Origin of the sequence: Paenarthrobacter sp. 2TAF44, assembly GCF_052114885.1 — a bacterium.
GTDB lineage: Bacteria > Actinomycetota > Actinomycetes > Actinomycetales > Micrococcaceae > Arthrobacter.
Genome location: NZ_JBFRFP010000016.1, coordinates 82,660 through 106,532 on the forward strand (window position 1 = coordinate 82,660; position 23,873 = coordinate 106,532).

21 protein-coding genes and 1 tRNA gene are annotated in these 23,873 nt (G+C 62.3%); 13 read left to right on the forward strand and 9 right to left on the reverse strand.

The genetic code is table 11. The features are described 5' to 3' along the window. Positions 1-17: 17 nt before the first annotated feature. Genes AB4Z15_RS16440 through AB4Z15_RS16455 form a run of 4 tightly spaced genes read right to left on the reverse strand, consistent with a single transcriptional unit; the run spans position 18 to position 5,643 of the window. Entirely contained in the window at positions 18-1,793 is a 1,776-nt protein-coding gene (locus AB4Z15_RS16440; RefSeq protein ID WP_442018138.1) for an acetyl/propionyl/methylcrotonyl-CoA carboxylase subunit alpha, read from the reverse strand. A gap of 7 nt (positions 1,794-1,800) precedes the next feature. Beyond that, on the reverse strand, positions 1,801-3,486 hold the full coding sequence (locus AB4Z15_RS16445; protein ID WP_442018166.1) for a 5-oxoprolinase/urea amidolyase family protein: 1,686 nt from the start codon (positions 3,484-3,486) through the stop codon (positions 1,801-1,803). Between the two features lie 18 nt (positions 3,487-3,504). Next, the gene (locus AB4Z15_RS16450; RefSeq protein ID WP_442018139.1) at positions 3,505-4,839 is read right to left on the reverse strand and encodes an MFS transporter; all 1,335 of its coding nucleotides are present in this window, start codon (positions 4,837-4,839) and stop codon (positions 3,505-3,507) included. Positions 4,840-4,884: 45 nt separating this feature from the next. Further along, complete coding sequence (locus AB4Z15_RS16455) at positions 4,885-5,643, reverse strand: LamB/YcsF family protein (RefSeq protein WP_442005221.1); 759 nt, start codon at positions 5,641-5,643, stop codon at positions 4,885-4,887. A gap of 109 nt (positions 5,644-5,752) precedes the next feature. On the opposite strand from AB4Z15_RS16455, the gene AB4Z15_RS16460 reads away from it, so the two are divergent. Continuing rightward, positions 5,753-6,451, forward strand: coding sequence for a GntR family transcriptional regulator (locus AB4Z15_RS16460; protein ID WP_442018140.1), 699 nt, complete (start codon positions 5,753-5,755; stop codon positions 6,449-6,451). Here AB4Z15_RS16460 and AB4Z15_RS16465 read toward each other — a convergent pair whose 3' ends face one another. Beyond that, on the reverse strand, positions 6,452-7,177 hold the full coding sequence (locus AB4Z15_RS16465) for a LysR family transcriptional regulator substrate-binding protein (protein WP_442018141.1): 726 nt from the start codon (positions 7,175-7,177) through the stop codon (positions 6,452-6,454). 33 nt (positions 7,178-7,210) lie between these two features. On the opposite strand from AB4Z15_RS16465, the gene AB4Z15_RS16470 reads away from it, so the two are divergent. After that, positions 7,211-7,660: a DUF5997 family protein gene (locus AB4Z15_RS16470; protein WP_223935217.1), complete on the forward strand. Its 450-nt coding sequence runs from the start codon at positions 7,211-7,213 to the stop codon at positions 7,658-7,660. A gap of 68 nt (positions 7,661-7,728) precedes the next feature. Here the strand turns inward: AB4Z15_RS16470 and AB4Z15_RS16475 are convergent, their stop codons facing one another. Next, positions 7,729-8,109 (reverse strand): VOC family protein, encoded by a 381-nt coding sequence (locus AB4Z15_RS16475; RefSeq protein WP_442018142.1) that lies wholly within the window; start codon positions 8,107-8,109, stop codon positions 7,729-7,731. A gap of 113 nt (positions 8,110-8,222) precedes the next feature. Between AB4Z15_RS16475 and AB4Z15_RS16480 the strand changes: the two genes are divergently transcribed. Then, positions 8,223-8,807, forward strand: a complete 585-nt coding sequence (locus AB4Z15_RS16480) for a hypothetical protein (RefSeq protein ID WP_442018143.1) — start codon at positions 8,223-8,225, stop codon at positions 8,805-8,807. A gap of 58 nt (positions 8,808-8,865) precedes the next feature. Here AB4Z15_RS16480 and AB4Z15_RS16485 read toward each other — a convergent pair whose 3' ends face one another. Continuing rightward, positions 8,866-10,269 carry a flavin monoamine oxidase family protein gene (locus AB4Z15_RS16485; RefSeq protein ID WP_442018167.1) on the reverse strand — a complete coding sequence of 468 codons (1,404 nt, stop codon included), beginning with the start codon at positions 10,267-10,269 and terminating at the stop codon, positions 8,866-8,868. Positions 10,270-10,349: 80 nt separating this feature from the next. Here AB4Z15_RS16485 and AB4Z15_RS16490 point away from each other — a divergent pair, with 80 nt between their 5' ends. The 3 genes from AB4Z15_RS16490 (at position 10,350) to AB4Z15_RS16500 (ending at position 13,007) form a co-directional block, all read left to right on the forward strand. Then, positions 10,350-11,084, forward strand: coding sequence for a TetR/AcrR family transcriptional regulator (locus AB4Z15_RS16490; protein WP_442018144.1), 735 nt, complete (start codon positions 10,350-10,352; stop codon positions 11,082-11,084). An 86-nt stretch (positions 11,085-11,170) separates the two neighbouring features. Next, positions 11,171-12,298, forward strand: coding sequence for an L-talarate/galactarate dehydratase (locus tag AB4Z15_RS16495; protein ID WP_442018145.1), 1,128 nt, complete (start codon positions 11,171-11,173; stop codon positions 12,296-12,298). A gap of 10 nt (positions 12,299-12,308) precedes the next feature. Then, positions 12,309-13,007, forward strand: coding sequence for a FadR/GntR family transcriptional regulator (locus AB4Z15_RS16500; RefSeq protein ID WP_442018146.1), 699 nt, complete (start codon positions 12,309-12,311; stop codon positions 13,005-13,007). 62 nt (positions 13,008-13,069) lie between these two features. Here AB4Z15_RS16500 and AB4Z15_RS16505 read toward each other — a convergent pair. Then, positions 13,070-13,152, reverse strand: a tRNA-Leu gene (locus tag AB4Z15_RS16505). Between the two features lie 386 nt (positions 13,153-13,538). Here AB4Z15_RS16505 and AB4Z15_RS16510 point away from each other — a divergent pair. Genes AB4Z15_RS16510 through pknB form a run of 7 tightly spaced genes read left to right on the forward strand, consistent with a single transcriptional unit; the run spans position 13,539 to position 23,107 of the window. After that, entirely contained in the window at positions 13,539-14,288 is a 750-nt protein-coding gene (locus AB4Z15_RS16510) for an FhaA domain-containing protein (protein WP_442005229.1), read from the forward strand. Beyond that, positions 14,285-14,773, forward strand: a complete 489-nt coding sequence (locus AB4Z15_RS16515; protein WP_442005230.1) for an FHA domain-containing protein FhaB/FipA — start codon at positions 14,285-14,287, stop codon at positions 14,771-14,773. The genes AB4Z15_RS16510 and AB4Z15_RS16515 overlap by 4 nt, the downstream gene beginning before the upstream one ends. Before the next feature lie 3 nt (positions 14,774-14,776). Beyond that, the gene (locus tag AB4Z15_RS16520; protein ID WP_442018147.1) at positions 14,777-16,468 is read left to right on the forward strand and encodes a protein phosphatase 2C domain-containing protein; all 1,692 of its coding nucleotides are present in this window, start codon (positions 14,777-14,779) and stop codon (positions 16,466-16,468) included. Beyond that, complete coding sequence (locus tag AB4Z15_RS16525; RefSeq protein WP_442018148.1) at positions 16,465-17,895, forward strand: FtsW/RodA/SpoVE family cell cycle protein; 1,431 nt, start codon at positions 16,465-16,467, stop codon at positions 17,893-17,895. Before AB4Z15_RS16520 ends, AB4Z15_RS16525 begins: the two co-directional genes overlap by 4 nt. Then, the gene (locus AB4Z15_RS16530; protein WP_442018149.1) at positions 17,892-19,349 is read left to right on the forward strand and encodes a penicillin-binding transpeptidase domain-containing protein; all 1,458 of its coding nucleotides are present in this window, start codon (positions 17,892-17,894) and stop codon (positions 19,347-19,349) included. Before AB4Z15_RS16525 ends, AB4Z15_RS16530 begins: the two co-directional genes overlap by 4 nt. Continuing rightward, positions 19,346-21,196 carry a protein kinase domain-containing protein gene (locus AB4Z15_RS16535; protein ID WP_442018150.1) on the forward strand — a complete coding sequence of 617 codons (1,851 nt, stop codon included), beginning with the start codon at positions 19,346-19,348 and terminating at the stop codon, positions 21,194-21,196. Before AB4Z15_RS16530 ends, AB4Z15_RS16535 begins: the two co-directional genes overlap by 4 nt. 9 nt (positions 21,197-21,205) lie before the next feature. Next, positions 21,206-23,107, forward strand: coding sequence for a Stk1 family PASTA domain-containing Ser/Thr kinase (gene pknB, locus AB4Z15_RS16540; protein ID WP_442018151.1), 1,902 nt, complete (start codon positions 21,206-21,208; stop codon positions 23,105-23,107). A 31-nt stretch (positions 23,108-23,138) separates the two neighbouring features. Here the strand turns inward: pknB and AB4Z15_RS16545 are convergent, their stop codons facing one another. Further along, the gene (locus AB4Z15_RS16545; protein ID WP_224094520.1) at positions 23,139-23,780 is read right to left on the reverse strand and encodes an aminodeoxychorismate/anthranilate synthase component II; all 642 of its coding nucleotides are present in this window, start codon (positions 23,778-23,780) and stop codon (positions 23,139-23,141) included. Positions 23,781-23,873: the final 93 nt, after the last annotated feature.

The window sequence follows — 23,873 nt, forward strand, 5'->3', positions numbered from 1 at the left end:
CCACGGACTAGTAGCTACTACTGAATGTGCGCCAGTACGGCTCCCGCGGTCACCACACCGCCGGGTGCCGAGAGCACCTCGGAGAGCGTACCTGCACGGTGTGCTGCCACCTGCGTTTCCATCTTCATGGCCTCCACCACCAGCAAGGGGTCACCTGCCAAGACTTCGGTCCCGGGCTCCACGAGCCACTTCACCACTGTGCCGGCCATGGTGGAGACCAAAGCTGACTCCACTGGCGAGGATCCCTCTGAATCAGGTCCTTCCAGGTAATCACTCGGTAGCCCAGTAACAACCGAACCTGAGGGGAGCCCCTGCCCTGACCGCGCCCAACCATCCAGAAGATCAGCCGGAAGTCCCACGGCCAGCCGCTTGCCGTCGACATCCACGGTGATGGTGCGCCGCACCCCACTCGGGGCAACCACGTTGTATTCGGAATCAACGGGGATCTGGTCTGCGAAGTCTGTCTCGATCCACCGGGTGTGAACGCGCAGCCTGGCTACGGATGTAAAGTCATCGGACTCCACTACAGCGCGGTGGAACGGCAACACGGTGGGCAGTCCGGTGATCTCCATTTCGGCAAGTGCACGGCGTGCACGCCGCAGCGCTTGCTGGCGGTCGGCACCAGTAACAATCAATTTGGCCAAGAGCGAATCAAACTGCGGTGCAATAAACGAGCCCGCGCGCACGCCGGTGTCCAAACGAATGCCGGGACCCGTGGGCGCTTGGAACGATGCCACCGTGCCCGGGGAGGGCAGGAAACCGCGGCCAACGTCCTCAGCGTTGATGCGGAACTCAAACGAATGGCCGCGGGCTAGAGGATCCTCTGTAATGCTCAAGGGCAGGCCGGCTGCAATACGGAACTGCTCCTGAACGAGGTCAATCCCAGCCGTTTCCTCGGTTATCGGGTGCTCCACCTGAAGGCGCGTGTTTACCTCGAGGAAGGCCACGGCCCCATCTGCGGAGACAAGGAATTCAACAGTCCCGGCGCCGTAGTAGCCGGCCTCGCGGACGATCGCTTTGGCGGCGTCATAGATTTGTTGCTGCTGGGAATCGCTGAGGAAAGGTGCAGGTGCCTCTTCCACGAGCTTCTGGTGACGGCGTTGGAGGGAGCAGTCGCGCGTACCCACCACAACGACGTTGCCGTGGGTATCGGCGATGACCTGCGCCTCCACGTGCCGCGGCCTGTCCAGGTACTGTTCCACGAAGCATTCACCGCGCCCGAATGCTGTGATGGCTTCACGCACTGCGGAATCGAAAGCCTCCTCCACTTCCGCGAGTTCGCGGACCACCTTGAGCCCCCTGCCACCCCCGCCGAAGGCAGCCTTGATAGCGACCGGAAGTCCGTGTTCCTCGGCAAAGGTCCGGGCTTCGGCAGCAGTGGCAACCGGCCCATCACTGCCGGCCACAAGAGGCGCACCAGCACGGATGGCGATCTCGCGGGCCGTGATCTTATTGCCCAACTGTCGGATCGACTCAGGCGAGGGACCGATCCACTCGAGTCCGGCGTCGAGGACTGCTTGCGCAAAGTCGGCGTTTTCCGAGAGGAAGCCATACCCGGGATGGACGGCGTCAGCCCCCGACTGTTCCGCAACGGCGAGCAGCTTTCCAACGTTCAGGTAGGTCTCAGCAGGGCTGTTTCCGCCCAGGCTATAGGCTTCATCCGCGGCACCTACGTGCATGGCGTCGGCGTCGATGTCCGCGTAGACGGCCACGGACGAAATGCCGGCGTCATCGCAGGCTCGGGCGACGCGAACGGCGATCTCTCCGCGGTTCGCAATCAGGACCTTTCGCATCAAATACTCACTTCTCTGGGGTCTTGGTGAAGTCGGGGGAATCGGGGACCATCCGGAACCGGATCCGTCCGCCTATGGGGACCTGCCCGGCAAGGTCAAGGTGTTCGTCGCGAACCACGCCGATCACGGGGTAACCGCCGGTGATGGGATGGTCGGCCAAGAACAAAACGGGGAGGCCGGCGGGCGGGATCTGGAGGGCGCCGGCCATAGTCCCCTCACTGGGAAGTTCACCCTCGCGGGCGCGCTGGAGAGGAGTACCGTCCAATCGCATGCCGACGCGGTTGGACTGGGGTGTGACCAGCCATTCCTGGCTTGTTAGGGACTCGATGGCCGATTGATCGAACCAATCAGCACGGGGTCCCGGAACCACCTCGAGCACAGTCACACCGGTACCTGGGAAATCCGGTTGCAACTCCGGGCTTCCAACGGCCGTTGAATCCGTGGCATCGCCCGTCGGGAGCTCCTGCCCAATCACCAACGGGGCAGGTCCGATCCCGGACATCGTGTCGGCTGAACGACTCCCCAGGACTTCGGGAACCGCGATGCCACCGCGGATTGCGACGTAGTTCCGGAACCCCGCCTCGGGCGGTCCGAGGCTAAGCACTTCACCGTCCAGCAACGCGAATGGAGCAGCAATCGGGACGCTGCGCAGGGCGTCCTGGGCGTCGCCGTCAGACTCCTCAAATTCAGCCGACGACGGCGACCGGACTGTGAGGCTGGTAGGCGCCCCTGTCACGGCAATCACCTGGTCACCGACCGCTTCCACGGTCAGCCCACCGTTGACGGTCTCGATGGCGGCAGCCGACGAGCTGTTGCCGACGAGGCGGTTGGCGCGGCGCAGGGATGCCCGGTCCAAGGCACCGGCCGCCGAGACCCCCAAGGCCCCGTAGCCTCTCCGGCCCAGATCCTGGATAAGGCTCTGCGCCCCGGGGTTGAGGATCTTCAGGCCGGAGTCCGTGTGGTGATCAGCCTCGGGTTCAGCTTGATGCTCCGCACTGGCCGTGACAACCTCCCGAACAGCGCGGTACTGCACCCTGTCGCCGGGCCGAACCAGGGCCGGTTGGGGACGGTCGAGGTCCCACATCCGGGCTCCCGTTCGGCCAATCAGCTGCCAACCGCCGGGAGAACGCCGGGGATAGACAGCCGAGTACTGGCCGCCGAGGGCCACGGATCCAGCAGGAACAGCCGTGCGCGGTGAAGAGCGGCGGGGAACCGTGAGGACTTCATTCTCGCCCACCATGTAGCCGAATCCGGGAGCGAAGCCTGCGAATGCAACAGTCCAGATCTGGCCTGTGTGGGCCGCAATGACGCCCTCCACGCTCAGCCCGGTGAGTTCCGCCACGTCGGCGAGGTCATCGCCGTCGTACACGGTATCGATGACCACCAGCCCGGAGTCAGTAACCTCGGTCGCGGTGAGTTCCAGTTCGAGCAAACGGGCGCCGATGGCGCGCGTTGCCGCAGCGGATTCGCCAACGACCATCACTGTTTCGGCAGCTGCCAGGACGTCTACCTGGCCCGGGAGCGGAGACTTGTAGAGCATGTCCTGCAGGGCCAGTACGTCCTGCAGCCCATCCAGCTCCGCAAGGACGGCACGGGTGCCGACGGGTCGCACGGAGCGGACCCTTTTCGCTGTAGCCGATTGCTTCGCTGTAGCCGATTGCTTCGCGGTGGTCGTTTGCATCACGGTCTCCATCATCCGCTTCGTCGCCAATTAGGCGGCCGACCCCTGAAGCAGGCGAACGTCTTCTTCAGGCTTCGGATCCCGACCCAGGACCATACCCACGATCGTGACAACTGCGGTCAGGACGAGGTACCCGGCGATCAAATACCAGCCACCGGAGGCCGCACCATAGAGAGCCGTGAAGATGATGGGCGCGACGGCTCCACCAATCACGCCGGCGAGTGTGTAAGCCAAGGAGCTACCGGCGTAGCGCAGGCGGGCGGGGAACTGCTCCGTGATGAAGGCGGCCTGCGGGCCATACATGAAGGCGTGGAGTGCCAGACCGATCACTGTGCCGATGGTCAACATAACCACTGACTTGCCCTGGATCATGAGGAAGAACAGGGGAATATAGACGGCCGTAGCGGCGGCCGTGACGCCGTAAACAAGGCGGCGGTTGAATCGGTCGGTCAGGGCGCCGGCCAACGGAATGAGGAACAGCTGGAATGCGGAACCGATGAGAATGGCAGCCAGGACATTGCCCGTGGTCATGCCAAGTTGCTTGGTGGCGTACACCGCAACAAACACCGTGAACAGCGCGTAGAGAACGTCAGGGCAGACCCGGGACAGCGCTGCCGAAACCAAGGCCTTGGGTTCGGTGGTGAAGACCTCCTTGATGGGCGCTTTGGGTCGTTCGCCGTGGGCCTGAATTGCCTTGAAGACGGGGGTTTCTTCGAGCTTGAGGCGGATGATCAGACCAAAGCCCACCAGGAGTGCGGAGGCGAGAAAGGCGACGCGCCAGCCCCAAGAGAGGAAGGCCTCGTTACTCAACGAAGCAGCAAGGATGGCGAGCACGCCGTTGGCCATCAGGTTGCCTGCGGGTGGGCCGATCTGGGCAGCGGAGGACCAGAAGCCACGCTTGTTGGGATCGCCGAATTCGCTGGACAGCAGAACCGCTCCGCCCCATTCTCCGCCGACGCCGATGCCTTGGGCGAGGCGAAGAAGCACCAGGATGGTGGGTGCGGCCACGCCGATCACTGAGTAATCGGGCAGCGCACCGATGAGGACGGTCGCGAGTCCGATAAGTACGAGCGTGAATACCAGGACGTACTTGCGGCCAATCTTGTCGCCCAAGCGGCCAAAGATGACACCACCGATTGGACGGGCCAAGTAGCCCACGGCAAAGGCTGAGAAGGAGAGCAGTAGTGCAACGAACTCATCGTTGCCGGGGAAGAAGATCTTCGGGAACACCAGGGCCGAAGCCACGGAGTAGATGGCGAAGTCGTAATACTCAAGCGATGTGCCGGTGAGGCTGGCTACGTAAGCCTTGAGGGCGCCGGCCGGTGGCTTCCTTGTCACGGCCTTGGCTGCGTTGGTGCTGGTCATGGTTTCCTCCGGGGGGATGAGGGGGTTGTGCTCAAGCTTGGGGATTTAGAGGAACGAGCCGATGCTGACGGCGGCGTCGTCGAGAGCGGACTTCACCGCGGTAGCCATCGCGACGGCTCCTGGTGAGTCACCATGCACGCAGATGCTCTCTGCGCGGATCTTCAGGATGGAACCATCGATGGTCCTGACGGACTGTTCGGTGGCCATCCGCACAACGTGCTCCGCCACTTCGGCGGGATTGTGAAGGACGGCGCCTGCTTGGGTTCGTGGGACGAGGGTTCCGTCCGGGTTGTAGGCGCGGTCCGCGAAAGCTTCGGAAACTCCACGAAGTCCGGCTGCATCTGCAAGACGGAGGACTTCGGAACCGGGGAGACCGAGGATCGGAAGGTTGGGATCGACTGATTTCACAGCCTCAACCACGGCCTTTGCCTGAGCGGTGTGCGTGACGATCGCGTTGTAGAGACCGCCGTGGGGCTTCACGTATTGGACGCTCGCACCCGTCGTGGCCGCCAGTGCTTGCAGGGCGCCGATCTGGTAAACCACATCGTCTGCCAGTTCCCTGGGGTCAATGTCCAGGAAGCGGCGGCCGAATCCTGCAAGGTCCCGGTACCCGACATGGGCGCCGATCACGACGCCGGCCGCAGCCGCCTTCTTGCAGGTGCTGCGGATAACGCTGGGGTCGCCAGCGTGGAATCCGCACGCAACGTTGGCACTGGAAACGGATTCGAACATGGCTGCGTCGTCGCCCAGCGTCCAACGTCCGAAGGACTCGCCGACGTCGCTGTTCAGGTCGATGACTGCCATGGTGTGATTCCTGCCTCGTGATGTGCGTTACATCAAGGATGCACCAGATTACCGGATTGTTCAACAATCCAGCGATCCTAATTTTTGGCAATCGTGTAATTTTGGTGCCATGGCCAGTGCAGATCAGGAATCCAGCGAAAGAACTGGCATCGACAGCGCCGGCGCCCGTATGCGCCTTCGGGTGCCTTCGGTTGCGGAGAGGGTTGCCGAGGAACTGCGCTACCAGCTGGCCGAAGGCTTCCTCGTGCCAGGTGCCAAGCTCACGGAAGCAACCATCGCCGAGGACTTGGGCGTTTCCCGCAACACCGTCCGTGAAGCCTTCGCGGAACTAGCCAGCGAACGGCTCCTGGTCCGTCACCCCAACCGGGGCGTGTACGTCGCCACGCTTGAAGCAGGGGACATCCACGATGTCTATACTGTCCGCCGCGCGATTGAGGTCAGTTCCATCCGTGCCGGCGGTTCCCCCGAGCGCATTGCCGCCGTCAGGGCCGCCGTCGAGGAGGGAAAACGCGCAGCAGCCGCCAATGACAACGAGGGCCTGGGGAGTGCCAACCAGCATTTCCATGGGGCGATCGTTGCCCTGGCCGAAAGCGGGAGGCTGAACACGATCATGGCCCAAGTACTCGCCGAGATGCGCCTGTACTTCCACAAGGCCACCATGAACGCGCACTTCTACAGCGACTGGCTCAAGGAAAACGAGCAGATTTGCTCGGCACTCGAATCCGGCGACCTGGAGCGCGCCGGGGACCTTCTGCTCGCCTACCTCAACCGGTCAGAGCAGCAGCAGGCCACCATCCACGATGAATAATTAGCGCTTGCCCTTCTTGCGCGAACCCTTGCCGCGGCCTTTATCAGGATTCGGCGCATATCGCTGCGCGACGGCAGGCTTCTTGGCGCCGCCCCCGCGACGATCCGGCTTGGGCGCCTTCTTCGGCTTCTCCTGCTGGGCGGACGGCTGGCGTGAACTCTGCGCAGTCCGGCCGCGCACAATCCCGATAAACTCCTCGATCACCGGACTATCCGTACCAGCAAGCCAAGCGAGGCCAATCTGCGTTCCGGGAGCGCCTGTTAAAAGGCGCATCACGGTCTGTTTGTTATTCAGGTGCCGGGCGACTGACATCGGCAGGATGGCCAGTCCGGCCCCGGAAGCCACCACCTGCAAAGCCATATCCGGCCCCCCCATTTCCTCCACGTCCAGGAAGTTCTCCTCGGACAGGTCCCGCAGAGCTACTTCTTCAAACACGGAGATCTCGTGCCCCTTGGGCGCGACCACCACCGGCTGCTCCTCATAGAGGGGAATGACGTTCAGGCCTTCCTTGTCCACGGGCAACCGAACAAAGCTAAGGTCAGCGGAACCGTCGCGCAAAACCGAAAGCTGCTCGCCGTCGTCGGACATGAACGCGTGCAACGGGACGTCCGGCATCCGCTCTTCCCATCGCCGGATCCATTTCCCAGGGGTCACACCCGCAACATAAGCGAAGCGAAGCTCGGTGGGGGGCTCGGTTGTTTGGGTGGATTCTTCAGCGGCTGGCACACACTCACAGTACCGGCCAGATACCCTTGAAGCATGACGTCCTCGAACTCCCAGTCCATGAAACCGGCAACCGTTGCCAAGAAACTCGGCATCTACCTGCCAGCGACACCCCAGGAGTTCCAGGATTCGTCCATCTCCCGCGAAGAATTCGCCGAACTCCAGGCCAACCCGCCGGAGTGGCTCGCCGAGCTCCGCCGCAACGGCCCGCACCCGCGCCCTGTGGTGGCGCAGAAGCTGAACGTCTCCATCAGCGGCCTTGCCCGCGGCGGCGTCGAAGAAGCACTCACGACGGCGGAAATCACCGAGCTGCTGCAAGCTCCGCCCCAGTGGTTGGTTGTGGAGCGCGCCACCCACGCTGCAGTCCGCGCCGAGGCCCAGCGGGTCAAGGACGAAGCTGCGAAGAAGGCAGCCACCAAGGAAGCCAAGGACAACGCAGCGGCCAAGCGCGATGCCCCGAAGACGTCAAAGCGCGATCACGCGTAGTTTGAGCTTGACTGTGGCCGGGACCCTTTGGTCCCGGCCACAGCTGCTTAAGGGCCACGGGTGTTTAACTAGTCCTGGTGGAGTTGGACGAAGTTCCCGCACCCATCGTCGAAGACCGCGCTGATCCCGGAGAAATCCTCACTGGGTTCGCCCTGGAACGTCACACCGGCGTCCAGCAGACGCTCATATTCAGCCTGGACGTCGGGCACGCCAAAGGTGATTGCTGCCAACCCTGCCTCATGCAACGCGTTCATGTAATTGGCGCCGATCGGGTTGTCACTGGGTTCCAGCAGGAGCCCCACGGAAGTGTTATCTGCGCCGGGATCCTTGATGATGAAGAGGTTGTACTCGGGCATGGCCATCAAGGTTTCGAAGCCAAGCGTTTCCGTATAGAAAGCGTGGGCCGTAGCGGGGTCCTTGACGTGGATGCTGCACATTTTCAGTCTCATGGTGCCTAGGCTACGCCCGCGGAGCGGTGAATTGTCCGGAGGGAGGTGTCGCCCGGAAACACTCTGGCGCATACTGAAATCACAGCAGCGCGTACTCGCCTGGAGGTGGTCAAATGCCCGCCATGATGCTCCTGTGGGGCGTAGCCTTGGTGCTCGCAACAGCGGCAACCACGTTCGTCCTCCACAGAAAACTCACGCATGGGCGCGGCCCGGAACCGGACACGATCTTCTGGGATCTCTTCGCGGGCCTGGTGGTGATTCTTCCGGCCATCGTGGTTCCCGCAGTGGAATGGGCGCCGGCCGGACTGATCATGGTCTTCGTCGCGATGGCCACTGCAGCAGCAACGCTGGCGACCAGCCGCAGGGTGGAGCGTCTCCACTCAGCTGAGCCCCGGCGTCGGCCTGGTTTTGCGGAAGCTGCCGCCCGCCACGCGAGCGTCCTCCAGCAGTGGCAGCGCTACGAACTCGATCCCGGGCAGGCAATAGACTTCCCAGCCATGACGGACGTCAGAACGGCCGAGACGGCAGCACTTGCCCGCGCTATGCGGGAGGCTGAGCGCTGCAGGGTGACAGCCGGGACCGACTACCAGGCCGCCGTCGAGCGTCTTGCCCACGCACTCATTGAAGCGGAGCGAGCGGCAGGCGTGCCGACGTCCAGACAACCCGCGCCGAAGTCCGGACTAAGCGCGCCGAGGTGACACTTAACACCAATCCCACGCGGAAACATGGGTGTTAAGTGCCATCTCGGCGTGGGTACTAGCCGACCGGCAGCGCGCTCAACTTGTTTGCCTCGACGATGCGGGCTGCGGTTGCCTGCCCCATCCGGACTGCGCCGTCCACGTGCTGGTAGCCCTCTGCCGCGAGATCGGACGAGGACCAGTAGATCGGCCCCACGTTCGCGAGCTGGTCCTTGCCGTAGCGGTGCAGGCCGCCCAGATCATAGCTGGATGCGTAGGCGCCTCGGGTCCATTCCTCAGAGCCCCAGTCCGATTCGTAGTAGACCTCAGGGGTCAGGGCCTTGTCGCCGAGGAAGCCGGCAATCGACTCAAGGACGGCCTTCTTGCGGTCTTCGGCGCTGAGCTCGAACACGGCGTCGGCCTTTTCATCGGAAATGAAGCCCACCAAGGTACCGCGGGAATCGCCGTGGTTGGTGTTGTCGTAGACCTCCTGCACCAAGGCGCCGGCGCTGAAACCGGTGCCGGAGAGGCCTGCTTCGCGCCAGAACGGCGTGCTGTACACAGCGTGAACCTTGATGACCAAGCCCAGCGACTGGTGCTGGTGCATCTGGTGCTGGCGGCGCGGCAGCGGCGGGTTGAAGGAAACGCGCGAGTACAGGTTGGGCGGCACCGCCATGATGACATACCGCGCGTTCACCGTGGCTCGCTCAGACTCAACCGTCACGCGGTCGAGGTCCCAGTTGATGGTGCGAACCGGGCTGTTAAGGACGACGTCGGAACCCAGCTCGGCTGCCTGGAGCAGCGAAACCTGCTGCATGCCACCAATAACGCGCTTGTCCAGGATGAAGTCTTCGTCCGTCAGGTGGGTGAAGGAGCCCGCGGAAGCGGCCATGAGGACGGCCTGCAGCGCAGAGAACGCGTGGGCGGGCTTGGTGAGCATCCCGCCGGCGATGAAGAGCCCGATGTTATTGCAGGCTTCCTCGTCGTTGGAGTTCTGGCGGAGCCAGTGGTGGAAGGAGATGGTGTCCAGTTCGCGGGCCTTGGGGTGCGCCCAGGGCTCGGTGGGTCCGATCTCCGCGGCGAGCCCGTCCAGGATGGCAACGAGCTTGTCCATCTCGGCCTTGGTGTGCTCATTTACGGGGAAGGTGTCGCCCGTGTACTGGACGCGTTTGCCGTCGGCGCCAATGTAAACGGACTCGCCGTCGCGGTAGCGCGAATACATTTTGAGCCCGAGCTCGTCCAGCAGGTCCATGAGGGCCGTCTGGTCCGGGGAAACCCACTGGCCGCCGATTTCCAGCATGGCGCCGTCGATCGTGTCGGTCCAGGTTCGGCCACCCACGCGGTCGCGTGCTTCAAGCACTGCAACGCTGAGTCCGGCCTTCTTCAATTCACGTGCCGCCGTCAACCCTGACGGTCCGGCACCGACGATCACAACGTCGCGATCAAGATTCTGCATGATGTCCTCTCCGTGGCCGTCCGTGATGGCTGACCAATAAATGAATGGCGTTCATTTACACTTGATAATAGCGGCCAAGTCAGAGACTGGGAAGACCCGATGGAATAATGCTGGAGATACAGGCAGCAGAAAGGCTTCCGATGCCCGCACCCACACCCGCTCCCGAACCCGAGCCGGGCGTTGCCCCCGCTTCTGCCAGCAAGGCGCGGCGGCGCGCCGGACGGCCCATGGCACGCATCCTGGACCAGAACGGCATCACGACGGCGGCCCTGGAGTTAATCAGCAGCAAGGGTTACGACGGACTCACCATGGCAGCCCTGGCACGCTCACTCGGCGTTGCGCCATCCGCCCTCTATAACCACGTCGCATCCAAGGACGACGTGCTCTTGCTTGTAGAGGACCACTTGGCCGCGATGGTTGATGTGTCCGCTTTTGGTGTGGAACCGTGGGATGTGGCTGTGCGCCGCTGGGCGTGGTCCTACCGGGACGTGTTCTCGGAGCACACACCGCTGATCCCCGTCATTGCGGTGCTGCCTGTCGCGAATGCCCCGAAGACCCTGGCCATGTACGAGGCCGTGACCGCGGGATTCCGCGACGCCGGCTTCCCGGAAGAGAAGATCATTTCAGCGATTGTTGCCTTGGAGGCCTTCGTCTTTGGGGCCGCTTATGACGTCACTGCGCCGGAAGACATCTTCGACGCCGGTTCTCTCGCGGACCAGGTACCCAATTTCACCGCCGCCGTCGACAGGCTCGCCTTGGAACAGCATGCGCGGCCCACGGACGTTGCTTTTACCCTCGGGCTTGAGGCTCTGATCAGCGGGTTCGGGGCGTTGCGGCGATAAGTTTCCCACCAAACATTCCTTGTAGTACAAGTCGATAACTTGTATCCTAAGTTTCAGGCAATGATGCCCGCCCCTTAGGAGAACCCATGAGCCCCGTAGATCTCATTCGACACATCAAGCTGTCAACGGCCCGTTTGCCCCTCACCGTGCCCATCAGCGACGCCAAGGTCTTCACGGGCCGTCAGAAGCCGATGACCGAAGTCGTGTTCCTCTTCGCCGAGATCACTACGGAGCAGGGCCACAGCGGCATCGGATTCAGCTATTCAAAACGCGCTGGTGGTCCGGCCCAGTACGCCCACGCGAAGGAGGTCGCGGAGGGCATAATTGGCGAGGACCCCAACGACATCGGCAGGATCTACACCAAGCTTCTCTGGGCGGGAGCTTCAGTGGGCCGCTCAGGCGTTGCAACCCAGGCCCTGGCAGCAATAGACATCGCACTTTACGATCTCAAAGCCAAGCGCGCCGGACTCCCCCTGGCCAAGCTGCTGGGCTCCTATCGCGACTCCGTGCAGACCTACAACACCTCCGGAGGCTTCCTCAACGCCACATTGGAAGAGGTTAAGGCACGCGCAACGCAGTCCATCGAAGAAGGCATCGGCGGTATCAAGATCAAGGTTGGCCTCCCGGATTCCAAGGAAGACCTTCGCCGCGTGGCCGGCGTCCGCGAACACATCGGCTGGGACGTACCGCTCATGGTGGACGCCAACCAACAGTGGGACCGGGCTACTGCCCTGCGTATGGGTCGCCAACTTGAGGAATTCAACCTCATCTGGATCGAAGAACCGCTGGACGCCTACGATTTTGAGGGTCACGCGCACCTTGCCCATGTTTTGGACACGCCCATCGCCACAGGCGAGATGCTGGCCTCCGTTGCGGAACACAAGGGCCTTATCAACGCCAACAGTTGCGACATCATTCAGCCCGACGCACCACGCGTTGGCGGCATCACCCAGTTCCTGCGCCTTGCAGCCCTTGCCGACGAACGTGGCCTTGGCCTGGCTCCGCACTTCGCCATGGAGATCCACCTCCATCTGGCTGCTGCCTATCCGCGCGAGCCATGGGTAGAGCACTTCGATTGGCTGGATCCATTGTTCGAGGAACGCCTCGAGACCAAGAACGGCCGCATGATCGTCCCGGACCGCCCCGGACTCGGCGTGACGCTGAGCGGGCAGGCTCGTACGTGGACCACCGAATCCGTGGAATTCGGCGCGTAATCTTGAACCCATGAGCCGAAACCTGACTGCGGATCTCGCCGCCGACCTTCGCAACCGCATCGTCGACGGCGTCATCCAGCCAGGTGAGAAACTCCCCAGCGAAAACACCCTCATCAGCGAATACGGCGTCAGCCGGACAGTGGTTCGCTCCGCCCTGACCCGTTTGCAGGCGGAGGGACTTGTCGAAACCGAGCGTGGGCGGGGCAGCTTCGCACTGACCCCGCCATCGGATGGCCTTCTTCAGGCTCCGGGCACGAGGCCGGTTGTCAGCATGGAAGACCGGCTGCAGATGCTCGACTTCAGGATCGGTGTGGAGACTGAAGCCGCGGCGTTGGCCGCCCTGAATCACACGGAGCATCAATTAAAGGCCGTGCACGGCGCCTTGGAGCAGTTCACGGCAAGTTCCGGCCACCCGGCGCATTCCATGAAGGCTGACTTCGAGTTCCACCGGGCCGTGGCTGCTGCCTCAGGCAATCCCTTTTATACGGACTGCATCAGTGCGCTCGGCCAAACGATGATCACCATGCCGCGCACACGCCTCCTGGCCAGTGACGAGGAGGACTCCCGGGAACGCTTCGAGCAAGTGGTCCACGAGCACTCCTCTATATACGCGGCCATCGCCGATGCCGACCCAGCGGCTGCCTCGGCTGCCATGCGCTTGCACCTAAGCAATTCACGACGCCGGTTCAAGGGTTCGCCGCGCGGCTGAGAGTCAGGCACCCGGCAAAACAAAAGAGCCCCGATCCTAAGACCGGGGCTCTTTCAATTGCGTGCGCGAGGGGGGATTTGAACCCCCACACCCTTTCGGATACTGGCACCTGAAGCCAGCGCGTCTGCCGTTCCGCCACTCGCGCGCAACTTCTTTTTCAGGACGTTCTACCGGTCTCCCAGCTTCGTTTCCTTCAAAAGCAGCGAGATCAAGCATAACGGACATCCCAGAGAAAACACCAATCGAGTCCCCACGGGGCTGGGGACAACGCCGCTGGCAGGTCCCAGCCCACACAACTTCTGCTTAACGGCACGAAAATTTCACGCCCTTGCTCCCCTGTCAGGACGGGCCGGAATCGAACTTTTCCGCGTCGTAAGGCGTTGTGGATTAAGGCCATTCCCAGACACTCCCAGTAGTATCGGGAAGTGGAAGGGCCGTTCGGCGCTCACTTTGCTGTGTGCGTGGACGGGTCGAAGCACCGAGTATTGAACCAGGCACAGCGGGTGCCGCGGCGAGGAAAGGAGAAGGACCATGGGTTTGCTGGACAAAGTCGAGCGCGGCATTGAAAAGGCTGTCCGCAATGTCTTCTCCACGGGGTCGCGGGCACGTGTTGAGCCGGTGGAAATCGCGAGCAAGCTACGGCGCGAGCTGGACAACAAGTCCATCACCATCGCAGCCGGGCGCACTCTCGCCCCCAATGTTTTCGATGTCCTCCTCAGCGACGAAGACTTCGGACGCGCCCAGGAGTGGGGGACTCCGCTGGCAGAGGAACTGTGCGATGTTGTCATCCAGCACGTTCGCAGCCAGGGCTACACGCTCCAGGGCGCGGTCCGGATTTCGTTCCGTCGAAATGAAGAGGAACGCGCCGGACACTTCGAAATAACTTCCCGGACCGAGAAATCCTCCGACGACGCCGCTCCCGCACCACAGGCTCCACGGCCAAATGTTCCAGCTGCACCCGCCCGGCAGCCCACCCGACTCCAGCCTGTCCTGGACATTGGCGGCCAAAGGTATTCCCTCAATGCCCAGTCGGTCGTGCTGGGCCGCTCTTCGGAAGCGGACATCCTGGTGGATGACACCGGGGTTTCCAGGAAGCACCTTGAGGTCCGCACCCAGAACGGCACCACGTGGGCCGTTGACCTTGGATCCACCAATGGCAGTTACGTCAACGGGCACAAGGTGGACGGCAGCGTGGAGCTCACTGACGGCTCAACCATCACGATGGGACGTACAAAGATCATTTTCCGCCTCCTCCCCCAGACCCTGGGTGGCCACGCGTGAACGACGTCAGCGAACTGACCATCACGGCACTTCGCTTCGGTTTCCTGCTGTTGCTGTGGGTCTTGATCTTCAGCATCGTGTCCACCATGCGCCGCGACTTCCAGATCGGCCGCAAGGCAGTGACCGGAGCCCCCACTGCACGCGAGGTCCGCAAGCACCCCGAACTGGCCTCTTCGCCGGCGCCTGCCATCCAACATGCGCGCAACTTGGTGGTCACTGAAGGCCCGCTCAAAGGCACCACCCTTCCCTTGGCGGCGAGCCCCATCCTGTTGGGCCGCGCGCAGGAAGCCACCCTGGTCCTGGAAGACGACTACGCTTCCGGCCGGCATGCACGCTTGTTCCCGCAGGGCAGCCGCTGGTTTATTGAGGACCTCGGGTCCACCAACGGCACCTACCTGGCCGATCAACAGCTGACCCGTGCCCTGCCGGTGGAGCTTGGCGTTCCCGTGAGAATCGGCAAGACGGTTATTGAATTGAGGCCGTAGTCCATGGCCTCTCCCGAGACCCCGGAAGGCAAGGAAACGCCGGCGGAGCGCCCACTTATCATGCGCTACGCCGCGCGATCCGACGTCGGACGGATCCGCTCCAAGAATGACGACTCCGCATATGTGGGCCGCCATCTGGCAGTCGTTGCCGATGGCATGGGCGGTCACGCCGGCGGAGACGTCGCCTCGGCTTCCACGGTGCTGGACATGATCCACCTCGATCATGATGATTACTCGGACGGCGCCGACACGATCCTCGCCGATGAGATCCAGACCGCCAATTCGCTGCTGTCTGAACTGGTGCATCAGAATCCCAAGCTCTCCGGCATGGGCACCACCGTCACCGCCCTGCTCCTTGAGGGTCGCAAACTGCATTTCGCCCACATTGGCGATTCCCGGGCCTACCGCCTGCGGAACAAGAAGTTCGAGCAAGTCAGCATTGATCACACCTTTGTTCAGCGCCTCATTGATGAAGGCCGGCTCCGTCCCGAAGAAGCCGAAACACATCCCCACAAAAACGTTCTGATGCGCGTCCTGGGTGACGTCGACGCCAGCCCTGAACTGGACTTGGATGCCCTCGACGTCGAGCCGGGCGAACGCTGGTTGCTCTGCTCAGATGGCCTCAACTATGTGGCAGGGCACGTGGTGGAGCGGGTATTCCGGGAAACCAAGGATCTTCGGGAATGTGCGGAAACCCTCGTTAATCTCACGTTGGAAGCCGGCGCCCCGGACAACGTCACCGTGGTCGTGCTGGAGATTGTTGAGGAGACCGACGACGACGTCAACACGGCCGCCGTCGACGTCGTTCCTCCCGCGGCGCTTGCCGCGCTGGACGAGCCGGAATCATCTGCTGCAGATAAGCCGACTGAAGGTCCCTCCGCCACCAAGCCCGCAAACGCCAGTCCGGGCGAGCTTAAGGCAACAGCGCCCGATGACGGCAAGGTTGCCGATGCCGGTTCATCCTTCAGCAATGGCGACCCAACCGCGGAGAAGGCTGAGTCTGCTGACGACGACGGAACCTCCAAAGAGCCGCCCACCACTACTGATCCCCACCTGGGTGAACATCTTTCCGCTGAGGTCCTTCGAGAAGAGCTCGCCAGCCGTCCCCATGAGCTTGTGGGTGCTGCAGCTACAGCTGCCGAAACGGGATCAATCCCGACGGTGGCAGGCCGCACCGTTGCTCGACGCGCGGCTACGGTCCTGACCCACAAAGCCGAGCAGGACCGACTGGAAGTCGAAGAACCGGCAAGACGCCGCATTCACTGGCTCATGCCCGCCGTTGCTGCTGTTGTTGTGCTCGGCGTCGTTGTGGGCCTATGGCTTGGCTACGCTTGGACGCAGACCCGCTATTACGTTGGCGAGTACGATTCCCGTGTAGCAATCTTCAACGGCATTTCGCAGCGGCTCGGCCCCATCCAGCTGTCCCGGCTTGAGGCTGTCACTGACCTCCGTGTTGAGTCCCTTCCCGAGTACGGTCAACAGAGTGTTCGGCAGACCGTTCCTGCCGGAGACCTTGATGATGCGCAGCGTATTGTCGAGAACCTGAAGAACTACGGCAGCACGTCAGGAACCTGTCCCAGCACCAGCGCTTCCCCCACTCCATCAGCGACAACAAGTGTTCCCATTCCAAGTACAGCGGCCATTGCCAGCCCCACGCCTTCGCCCGTACCGACTCCCTGTGAGGCGGCAAAATGATCCAGACTGAGACCGCACCCAAGCCGCGCCGCAATGTTGAGCTCGTGCTCATCGTGCTTGCGCTTGCCGTTGGCATCGGCGCCAGCGCTTTGGTGAGCATCAATTCCGAAAGCGGACTGGATAGCGACTTCTGGTTCCAGTCGAGCCTCTTGGCTGTCGCTGCCTTTGCCTTCCACGTCGTGTTGAGGCTGCGCGCCAAGTATGCCGACCCAGTAATACTTCCAATCGTTGTTGCCTTGAACGGGCTCGGCCTCGCTTTGATCCACCGCATGGACGGGCCTGGGGACGATACCGGTAATAATCAGCTCCGTTGGACGCTTATTGCCATGGCGGTATCCATCGCCGTGATTTGGTTCCTCAAGGACCACCGCATCCTGCGCCGGTTTACCTACATTTCCTTGGCAGCGAGTGCATTCCTTCTGATTTTGCCGCTGGTTCCGGGCATCTCTGCCGGTGAAGTTCTGGGCGCAAGCGTGTGGATCCGGATCGGCCCTATGACGTTCCAGCCAGGTGAAATTGCCAAGATCACACTGGCAATATTCTTCGCCGGGTATCTTTCCTCCAACCGGGACCTCATCCTGCTGGCGGGACGGAAAATTGGCCCCATGCAGTTCCCGCGGTTCAAGGACCTCGGTCCCATGATCACGGCCTGGTTGGTGAGCATTGGCGTCCTCGTATTCCAGCGCGACCTCGGATCGTCAGTCCTTTTCTTCGGCCTCTTCATTGTGATGATCTACGTCGCCACAAGCCGCATCTCGTGGGTAGTGATCGGGCTGGCCCTGATCCTTGGCGGCGGCTTCATCGCTTCGAAGATCTTCTCGCACGTTGCTTTCCGGATCGACAGCTGGATCAATGCCTTCACGCCCGAAGTCTTTGGCAGGTCGCCCGGTGGCAGTGGACAGATCGTCCAAGGTTTGTTCGGCATGGCTGACGGTGGCCTGGTGGGCACGGGCCTCGGCCAAGGCCGACCGGACCTGGTGCCCTTCGCCAACAGCGACATGATCGTGGCACTCATTGGCGAAGAACTGGGCCTTATTGGCCTGTTCGCCGTTGTGATGCTGTACCTGTTGCTCTTTACGCGCGGTTTCCGTGCCGCATTGGGCACCCGGGATGCGTTCGGCAAGTTGTTGGCCTGCGGGCTCTCCTTCGCAATCGCGCTCCAGTGCTTTGTGGTTATCGGCGGCGTCACCCGGCTCATCCCATTGACGGGCCTCACAACGCCGTTCCTGGCCGCTGGTGGTTCCTCGCTTTTGGCCAACTGGATAATCGTCGGCCTCCTGCTCATGATCTCCAACACGGCCCGTGGGCCGATAGATACCACTCCGATGGTCAACAAACCTCCTGCAAGCAGCACCAACCCGGCCGCCCGCAAGTCGGCCGCCGTACCCACACCGGGCGCACCCACGGAAGCGGTGAAGCACCCATGAACCAGGCAATTAGAAGTTCGTGGATGGCTGCCGTCGCCATGTTCGCCTTGATCTTCGGCGCCATCAGCTACGTCCAGGTCATCGGCGCTGACGATCTCAACGCCAATCCTTGGAACCAGCGGGCCATCCTGGCATCGTTCTGCAATGACCGTGGGGCGATCATCGTAGGCGGCAAGCCAATTGCGGAATCTGTCGCGGGAAACGAATCCTGCGCGTTCCAACGCAAGTACACGCAGCCCGAACTATATGCCGGCATCACTGGATACTTCTCCAGGGGCTTTGGTTCCACCGGGCTCGAACAGTCCCTCAGCGATCAGTTGGCCGGCAATTCCGACCAACTGTTCCTGGACCGCGTCAGCCAAATGTTCCTGGGCAATGAGCCCAAGGGCGCTTCGGTGGAGCTGACGCTGGATCCCGCCATCCAGAAACTTGCGTATGACCTTATTCCGGAAGGCCAACGCGGCTCAATCGTGGTGACCAACCCGAAAACAGGCGCCGTCCTGGCCATGGTTTCCAAGCCTTCCTACGATCCCAACCTGATCGCTACCCACGACAGAAACGCCGCAGCGGCGAACTACGCACAGCTGAACCAGATTCCTGGCATCAATTTGAACCAGAATGTCAGCGGGCCCACGGGTAATCTGCTGTCTCCGGGCTCAGTGTTCAAGCTCGTGGATACTGCGGCAGCCTTGAATTCCGGCAAGTACAACAAGGACAGCGAACTGCCGAACCCCAGCAGCCTGCCTTTGCCTGGATCCAGTGCGAGCCTGCCCAACTACGCTGGCGGTAACTGCAACGTCCGTGAAACGGCCACGTTCTCGTTCGCCTTGGAACAGTCCTGCAACACTCCCTTTGCGAGCATCGCGCTGGACCTCGGCCAGGACGCGATCCGCGATCAGGCAGAGAAGTTCGGCTTCGGAGACACCTTCGGCGAGCAGCTCAAGCTCCAGCAGGCCGTCAGCGTCTTCCCGAAGGATCTGGACCAGGCGCAGCTTGCCCAATCCTCGGTAGGCCAGCGCGACGTCAAGGCAACTCCGCTGCAGATCAACCTGATGACGGCGGCAATTGCCAATGGTGGTGTGCAGATGAAGCCCAATCTGATCAAGACCGTCCGGGCGCCGGACCTCCGGGTAATCAGCGAGTTCAAGCCCGAGGCCCTCCGTACAAGCACCACCCAACCCATCGCGAACCAGATCACCCAATGGATGAGCAGCGCGGTCTCCAACGGCATCGCCAGCGGCGCTGCCGTCCCGGGGGTCCAGGTAGCCGGCAAGACCGGTACCGCCGAGCTCGGCGATTCAGGTTTGAACAACTCTTGGTTCACCGGGTTCGCCCCGGCGAACGATCCGCAAGTGGCCGTCACCATCGTCATGGAAGGTGTGGATGTGCTCACAGGCGCCAAGCTAACCAGTCCGAACGCAAAGAAGATTTTTGAGGCGGTGTTGAATAAGTGAGACCTACTTCGGGAATCACACTCGGCGGCAGGTTCCAGCTGACCAGTCGCATTGCGATTGGCGGCATGGGCGAGGTCTGGAAGGCCAAGGACCAGATCCTGGGCAGGATCGTTGCCATCAAGGTACTCAAGGAGGAATACACCGGGGACCCAGGCTTCCTCCAGCGTTTCCGCGCTGAAGCCCGCCACACGGCACTCCTTAACCACGTGGGTATTGCCAACGTCTTCGATTACGGTGAAGAAGCCGGCTCTGCCTACCTGGTCATGGAACTGGTGCCGGGCCATCCGTTGAGCGGCATCCTCGAGCGCGAGCAGGTCCTGTCGCCTGACATGACGCTTTCGATCATCTCCCAGACGGCGCGCGCCCTGGCCGTGGCACATGCCCAGGGCCTGGTCCACCGCGACATCAAGCCGGGCAACCTGCTGATCACGCCTGACAACCGCGTCAAGGTCACCGACTTCGGTATCGCCCGCCTGGCTGACCAGGTCCCGCTGACCCAGACCGGCCAGGTCATGGGCACCGCCCAGTACCTTGCTCCCGAACAGGCAACAGGACAAACTGCCACTGGCTCGTCTGACATCTACTCGCTGGGCGTCATCGGTTACGAATGCCTCACCGGCCACCGTCCGTTCTCCGGTGAATCGCAGATCGCCATTGCCCTTGCACAGGTCAACGACGCTCCGCCTCCGCTTCCGGAGACGCTGCCAACTCCGGTGCGTGCCCTCTTGATGTCCATGCTTGCCAAGGATCCCAAGAACCGTCCGGCCAACGCCATCAAACTGGCTGAGGCCGCGGAGGCTATCCGCAACGGCGATATCACCACTGCCCACGCCGCCGTACCGGGAATGCTTCTCTTCGAAGCCGCTACTGGACCCATCACGGCACCGGTCAATACCGCTACGGCCCCCACCGGCGTCGTTACCTCGCCGTTTGGCAAGGAGCACACCGCGACGTCGACTTCCGCGCTTCCGGTGATCGGCGCCACCGCCGCTATTGGAGGCGCAGCCGGGGCTGCCCTTGGAGCTGCCGGCGCTTCCGCCGACAACCCTTTGTCGCGGGCAAATGCACTTGAGGCAGAGCGGCAGCTGAACGACGAAGAAGACGTTATCTACAGCGATGACGACAACTTCGACGACGTCGAGCCGGAGCGCAAGAAGCGCAGCCCATGGACTTGGCCACTCGTTGCCCTGATCCTGCTGGTGCTGTTCGCACTGGTTGGTTTCCTGATTTCACAGTCGGGCTTCTTCTCGCCAAATCCCGGTCCGAGCGAGTCCACATCTGCAAGCCCGAGCCGGAGCGCAAGTCCAACGTCGCAATCGGCCACCCCAACGCAGACGTCCCAGGCCCCCTCGCCGACACCAACGCAGTCCACTCCCCAGAAGATCAACCTGATCCCCGAGGAGTATCTTGGACAACCCTTTGAAACTGTCCGCAGCCAGCTTGTTGGATTGGGTCTGCAGGTAAACGGGCAGGAAGTATTCAACACTGCCGCGGTGGGTACGGTAACCGACCTTAACCCCACCGGTCCTGTTGATCCAGGGGAAGTGATCACTGTCCAGTACTCCAAGGGTCCGGAAATGGTGTCCGTGCCCAGCATCGGTGTCGGCCTCAGCGAAGACGAGGTCCGGGGACTGATCGAAGCCGCGAACCTGCGGTGGGTCCCGGGCGATCCCGTCAATGGTGCCGTCGGCCAGAAACCAGGCACCTTCGTACGGTCCGAGCCGGCGCCTGGAACAAAGGTTGCCGCTGGTTCCGTAGTCACATACCACCTGTCCAAGTCGCTTGTACCGAGCAATCCGACGTCCCCGAGCGCCAGCCCCAGCGGCTCCGGCAGCCCGAGCAAATAAGTAGCCGCCATGTCTACGCCACGGCCCGGTCCAGCGCACCGAGAGGAGAGCACACCTGTCTCTTCGCAGCGCATCCTCAATGGTCGCTACGAACTAGGTGACCTGATCGGCCGTGGTGGCATGGCAGACGTCTACCGTGGGTCAGATACGCTGCTGGGGCGCACCATTGCAGTCAAAGTCCTGCGCGCTGACCTGGCCCGCGATCCCCAGTTCCAGGCCCGTTTCAAACGCGAGGCCCAGGCTGTCGCGGCACTGAACCACCCTTCCATCGTGGCCATCTTCGATACCGGTGAGTACTCGGTCCCGGGTGGGCCGGGTGAGGACGTACGAGTCCCATACATCGTGATGGAGTTCGTCGCAGGACGGACCCTGCGGGACATGATCAAAGCGCACGAACTAGGTGTTGAAGACTCCATCGGCTATACCCTTGGCGTGCTGGCGGCGCTGGAGTACAGCCACCGGGCGGGCATTGTGCACCGCGACATCAAGCCGGCCAACGTCATGGTCTGTGCCGATACCGGGGACGTCAAGGTCATGGACTTCGGCATCGCCCGCGCCATGGCTGACTCCGCTGCCACCATGACGCAGACGCAGGCTGTGGTGGGAACGGCCCAATACCTTTCCCCCGAACAAGCACGTGGGGAGACCGTTGATGCCCGCAGCGATCTCTACTCTGCTGGCTGCCTTCTGTATGAACTGCTTACCAGCCGGCCGCCATTCGTAGGCGACAGCCCGGTTTCAGTGGCCTACCAGCACGTCCGGGAGACACCGGACCTTCCCAGCGTCCATAACCCTGAAGTTTCAGAGGCTTTGGATTCCGTCCTTGCCAAGGCCCTGCAGAAGAGCCGGACTGACCGATTCCAGGATGCGGCTGCCTTCCGGCGGGCACTCAGGGCCGCGAGTAATGGCATCCCCGTGCCCGCTCTCCCCACCAGCGAGGCGCCTACCGACCCCAACGACCTCATTTCATCCGAAGACCCGGACACCCAGCTCTTGAGCGCCACAGCCGTGGGATTCCTGGATGTCGAGCACTACAAAGACGCGACCCAGGACCCCATGGCGGAACCGGTGGACGAAGCCCTTCCCCTGGACCTCCCACCCGAACGGGAGCGGTCCGCCCACCAGAAGTCCCGGCGTCGTACTTGGGCGGCGACGCTGGCAATCTTCACTATCCTTGTTCTCGCAGGCGCCGGATTCTGGATCTACAGCCTCGTCAACGCGCCTCCCGCGACACCCGCCAAGGTGGCGGTTCCCTCGGTGACCAACATGTCGGAGTCCCAGGCTCTGCAAGAGCTCTACTCCGCAAAGCTGGTCCCCAAAACGGCACGTGTGGCCAGTGACAAGGTTGCCAAGGACATGGCGATCGGCACGGCGCCCAGTGCGGGCTCCATGCTTGAACAGAACGCCGAAGTCATCCTCAACATCTCCAGCGGTCCCAGCTCGGTAACTATCCCTGCAGACATTGTGGGCCGCACCGAGTCAGACGCCCGCGACACCCTCCGGCGCCTGGGAATCACGGGCAACATCTCCAGCGTGAGGACGCACAGCCCCACGGTTCCCATCGGACTCGTCATCACCACGGGTCCAGCCCCCGGGGCGCCCATAGCCGCAGGTTCCAACGTTGAGCTGCAGGTCTCCTCCGGAAAAGTGCTGATGCCCCAACTGATAGGCCTTGCCCAGTCGGAAGCCGAAGCGCTTTTGAAGGAAAACGGCCTCGTCATGGCCGTGGTGGAGCAGGAAAATTCCCAGGTGACCCCCGGCAAGGTCACGGCGCAAAGCGAAACCTTCAATACTGAAGTGGATCAGGGCAAGACAGTTACGGTAACGGTAGCCAAAGCCCCGGCTCCAACTCCCACACCTACGCCAACAGATACCTCGAGCCCCAAGCCGACACCCACCAAGAAGGACTAACGGCTCGCGTCCCCTCAGCCGCCGCTACACGTCAGTGCTGGATCAGCGGGCTCAGCTTCGAAGCACGTTCGGCAGCGCCGGTCATGCCAAGGGACTCCAGCCAGTTGCCCAGCATCTGGTAGCCGCCTTCAGTGAGGACTGATTCCGGGTGGAACTGCACACCGCAGAGGGGAGCGGTCTTGTGCTGCAGGCCCATGACCACGCCGTTGGTGGTCTCGGCTGTGATCTCCAGGACATCCGGGATCGAGTCGCGAACCGCAGCGAGTGAGTGGTAGCGCGTAGCCGTAACGGGCGACGGAAGCCCGACAAAGACGCTCTTGCCTTCGTGCTGCACTGGCGAGGTTTTGCCGTGCATCAGCTCAGGCGCGTGGGTGACCACGCCGCCATAGGCTTCAGCAAGGGCCTGGTGGCCAAGGCAGACGCCGAACATAGGCTTGGCGGCCTCGCCGCACCACTTGATGAGGTCGATGCAAACACCGGCTTCTGCCGGCGTTCCTGGACCGGGAGAGATGAGGACTCCGTCACGGGCTGCGGCAAGCTCTTTTGCTTCTGCGAGTGTCACGTCGTCATTTCGGACCACGGTTGTCTCGGCGCCGAGTTCTTGCAGGTAGCCCACCAGGGTGTAAACGAAGCTGTCGTAGTTGTCCACGACGAGGATTTTTGTTGAGCTCATGGCTGCTGCACTAAACCAATCGTTGAGTCGGTCAAAGAAGTGAATTGTGAGAACCACGGGAAGAGGAACTCCACCATCAGGACGAGGGCTACG

Bases quoted from the DNA above. Each gene is read 5' to 3' on its own strand.
- AB4Z15_RS16520 (WP_442018147.1), top strand. From the start codon at position 14,777: ATGGCCTCTCCCGAGACCCCGGAAGGCAAGGAAACGCCGGCGGAGCGC.
- AB4Z15_RS16460 (WP_442018140.1), top strand. From the start codon at position 5,753: ATGGCCAGTGCAGATCAGGAATCCAGCGAAAGAACTGGCATCGACAGC.
- AB4Z15_RS16450 (WP_442018139.1), bottom strand. From the start codon at position 4,839: ATGACCAGCACCAACGCAGCCAAGGCCGTGACAAGGAAGCCACCGGCC.
- AB4Z15_RS16510 (WP_442005229.1), top strand. From the start codon at position 13,539: ATGGGTTTGCTGGACAAAGTCGAGCGCGGCATTGAAAAGGCTGTCCGC.
- AB4Z15_RS16525 (WP_442018148.1), top strand. From the start codon at position 16,465: ATGATCCAGACTGAGACCGCACCCAAGCCGCGCCGCAATGTTGAGCTC.
- AB4Z15_RS16440 (WP_442018138.1), bottom strand. From the start codon at position 1,793: ATGCGAAAGGTCCTGATTGCGAACCGCGGAGAGATCGCCGTTCGCGTC.
- AB4Z15_RS16490 (WP_442018144.1), top strand. From the start codon at position 10,350: ATGCTGGAGATACAGGCAGCAGAAAGGCTTCCGATGCCCGCACCCACA.
- AB4Z15_RS16495 (WP_442018145.1), top strand. From the start codon at position 11,171: ATGAGCCCCGTAGATCTCATTCGACACATCAAGCTGTCAACGGCCCGT.
- AB4Z15_RS16530 (WP_442018149.1), top strand. From the start codon at position 17,892: ATGAACCAGGCAATTAGAAGTTCGTGGATGGCTGCCGTCGCCATGTTC.
- AB4Z15_RS16470 (WP_223935217.1), top strand. From the start codon at position 7,211: ATGACGTCCTCGAACTCCCAGTCCATGAAACCGGCAACCGTTGCCAAG.
- AB4Z15_RS16480 (WP_442018143.1), top strand. From the start codon at position 8,223: ATGCCCGCCATGATGCTCCTGTGGGGCGTAGCCTTGGTGCTCGCAACA.
- AB4Z15_RS16545 (WP_224094520.1), bottom strand. From the start codon at position 23,780: ATGAGCTCAACAAAAATCCTCGTCGTGGACAACTACGACAGCTTCGTT.
- AB4Z15_RS16500 (WP_442018146.1), top strand. From the start codon at position 12,309: ATGAGCCGAAACCTGACTGCGGATCTCGCCGCCGACCTTCGCAACCGC.
- pknB (WP_442018151.1), top strand. From the start codon at position 21,206: ATGTCTACGCCACGGCCCGGTCCAGCGCACCGAGAGGAGAGCACACCT.
- AB4Z15_RS16445 (WP_442018166.1), bottom strand. From the start codon at position 3,486: ATGGAGACCGTGATGCAAACGACCACCGCGAAGCAATCGGCTACAGCG.
- AB4Z15_RS16455 (WP_442005221.1), bottom strand. From the start codon at position 5,643: ATGGCAGTCATCGACCTGAACAGCGACGTCGGCGAGTCCTTCGGACGT.
- AB4Z15_RS16475 (WP_442018142.1), bottom strand. From the start codon at position 8,109: ATGAGACTGAAAATGTGCAGCATCCACGTCAAGGACCCCGCTACGGCC.